Here is a 2,500-nt window from a genome sequence, read left to right on the forward strand (position 1 = left end):
GCGGGGGAACGGCAAAACCCCCGGGGCGTTTGGGCACCGGGGGTTTTTGTTGGTTGCGGGGGCAGGATTTGAACCTGCGGCCTTCAGGTTATGAGCCTGACGAGCTACCGGGCTGCTCCACCCCGCGTCAACTTTCGTTTTTGTTTTGTGTTGTTTTCGCCGTTTGCCGGCGTTTGTGAGAGAAGATGTTTTATCTTGCGATTTGCAGACCTGGCAGCGACCTACTCTCCCGCGTCTTAAGACGAAGTACCATCGGCGCTGGGGCGTTTCACGGCCGTGTTCGGAATGGGAACGGGTGCAGCCACCCCGCCAGAACCACCAGGTCGGCAAAGCGCAAGCGTTGCTCCCCGGAGGGGAGCAAATTGTCGAGAAGCTGGTGAAGCGATTGCTTCGTTTTGAACACGTCATGCGTCTTATCCGGACAACTCCAGCAGCCGGCAGAGCCGAGCCGCCAGTCGTCTGGCGCGCCGTCCGCAGCGTCGGCCGAAGGCCGACAGCGTGAGGACAAAGAATTGCGATGCGCATCCATGATGAGCATAAGCAATGGGAACGATCAAGCCGATCGAACGATTAGTACCGGTAAGCTTCATGCGTTGCCGCACTTCCACACCCGGCCTATCAACGTGGTCGTCTTCCACGGTTCTCAAGGGAATACTCGTTTTCAGGTGGGTTTCCCGCTTAGATGCCTTCAGCGGTTATCCCTTCCATATATAGCTACCCTGCTATGCCCTTGGCAGGACAACAGGTCCACCAGAGATATGTCCATCCCGGTCCTCTCGTACTAGGGACAGATCCTGTCAATATTCCTACACCCACGGCAGATAGGGACCGAACTGTCTCACGACGTTCTGAACCCAGCTCACGTACCGCTTTAATTGGCGAACAGCCAAACCCTTGGGACCTGCTCCAGCCCCAGGATGCGATGAGCCGACATCGAGGTGCCAAACAACCCCGTCGATATGGACTCTTGGGGGTCATCAGCCTGTTATCCCCGGCGTACCTTTTATCCGTTGAGCGATGGCCCTTCCACGCGGGACCACCGGATCACTATGACCGACTTTCGTCTCTGCTCGACTTGTCAGTCTCGCAGTCAGGCGGGCTTATGCCATTGCACTCGACGAGCGATTTCCGACCGCTCTGAGCCCACCATCGCGCGCCTCCGTTACTCTTTCGGAGGCGACCGCCCCAGTCAAACTACCCACCATACACTGTCCCGGATCCGGATGACGGACCGCGGTTAGACATCCATGACGATAAGGGTGGTATTTCAAGGACGGCTCCACAGGAACTGGCGTCCCTGCTTCAAAGCCTACCACCTATCCTACACATGCCGACACGAATGCCAGTGTAAAGCTATAGTAAAGGTGCACGGGGTCTTTCCGTCTGACCGCAGGAACCCCGCATCTTCACGGGGAATTCAATTTCACTGAGTCTGCGTTGGAGACAGCGGGGAAGTCGTTACGCCATTCGTGCAGGTCGGAACTTACCCGACAAGGAATTTCGCTACCTTAGGACCGTTATAGTTACGGCCGCCGTTTACTGGGGCTTCGATTCAGAGCTTGCACCCCTCCTCTTAACCTTCCAGCACCGGGCAGGCGTCAGACCCTATACGTCGTCTTGCGACTTCGCAGAGCCCTGTGTTTTTGATAAACAGTCGCTACCCCCTGGTCTGTGCCACCCCATCATACTTGCGTACAAAAGGGTCACGCTTCTTCCGAAGTTACGCGTGCAATTTGCCGAGTTCCTTCAACGCAGTTCTCTCAAGCGCCTTGGTATACTCTACCTGACCACCTGTGTCGGTTTCGGGTACGGTCTATACGGTGGAGCTATTTCCCGGGACCGCGTCCAGGCCTGGACAATCCAATAAGTCCAGACAAGTTAAGCGATCCGTCACTACCACCAGGCCCACGAATATTAACGTGGTTCCCATCGACTACGCGTGTCCGCCTCGTCTTAGGGGCCGGCTAACCCTGCTCAGATTAACTTTAAGCAGGAACCCTTGGTCTTTCGGCGAGAGGGTCTCTCACCCTCTTTATCGTTACTCATGTCAACATTCGCACTTCCGATACCTCCAGGACCCCTCACGGGTATCCCTTCACAGGCTTACGGAACGCTCCGCTACCACGTGCCTTGCGGCACATCCTCAGCTTCGGTGCATGGCTTTAGCCCCGTTACATTTTCGGCGCAAAGACCCTTATTTAGACCAGTGAGCTGTTACGCTTTCTTTAAATGATGGCTGCTTCTAAGCCAACATCCTGGTTGTTTTGGGATCCTCACATCCTTTCCCACTTAGCCATGACTTGGGGACCTTAGCTGGAGGTCAGGGTTGTTGCCCTTTTCACGACGGACGTTAGCACCCGCCGTGTGTCTGCCGACTAGTACTCCCCGGTATTCGGAGTTTGGTTAGGATCAGTAAGACGGTGAGTCCCCATAGCCCATCCAGTGCTCTACCCCCGGGGGTATTCGGTCGACGCTCTACCTAAATAGATTTCGCGGAGAA

At 55.8% G+C, this 2,500-nt stretch carries 1 tRNA gene and 2 rRNA genes (1 of these 3 cut by a window edge); all 3 read right to left on the minus strand.

Going from position 1 to position 2,500, the window contains the following annotated elements:
- Window positions 1–50: 50 nt before the first annotated feature.
- Window positions 51–127, minus strand: a tRNA-Met gene (locus GHK62_RS18165).
- An 81-nt stretch (window positions 128–208) separates the two neighbouring features.
- A 5S ribosomal RNA gene (gene rrf, locus GHK62_RS18170) occupies window positions 209–323 on the minus strand.
- Between the two features lie 226 nt (window positions 324–549).
- Window positions 550–2,500: ribosomal RNA gene (locus GHK62_RS18175) — 23S ribosomal RNA — on the minus strand (it continues 948 nt past the right edge of the window).

The organism is Sinorhizobium terangae (genome assembly GCF_009601505.1).
GTDB classification, from domain to species: domain Bacteria; phylum Pseudomonadota; class Alphaproteobacteria; order Rhizobiales; family Rhizobiaceae; genus Sinorhizobium; species Sinorhizobium terangae.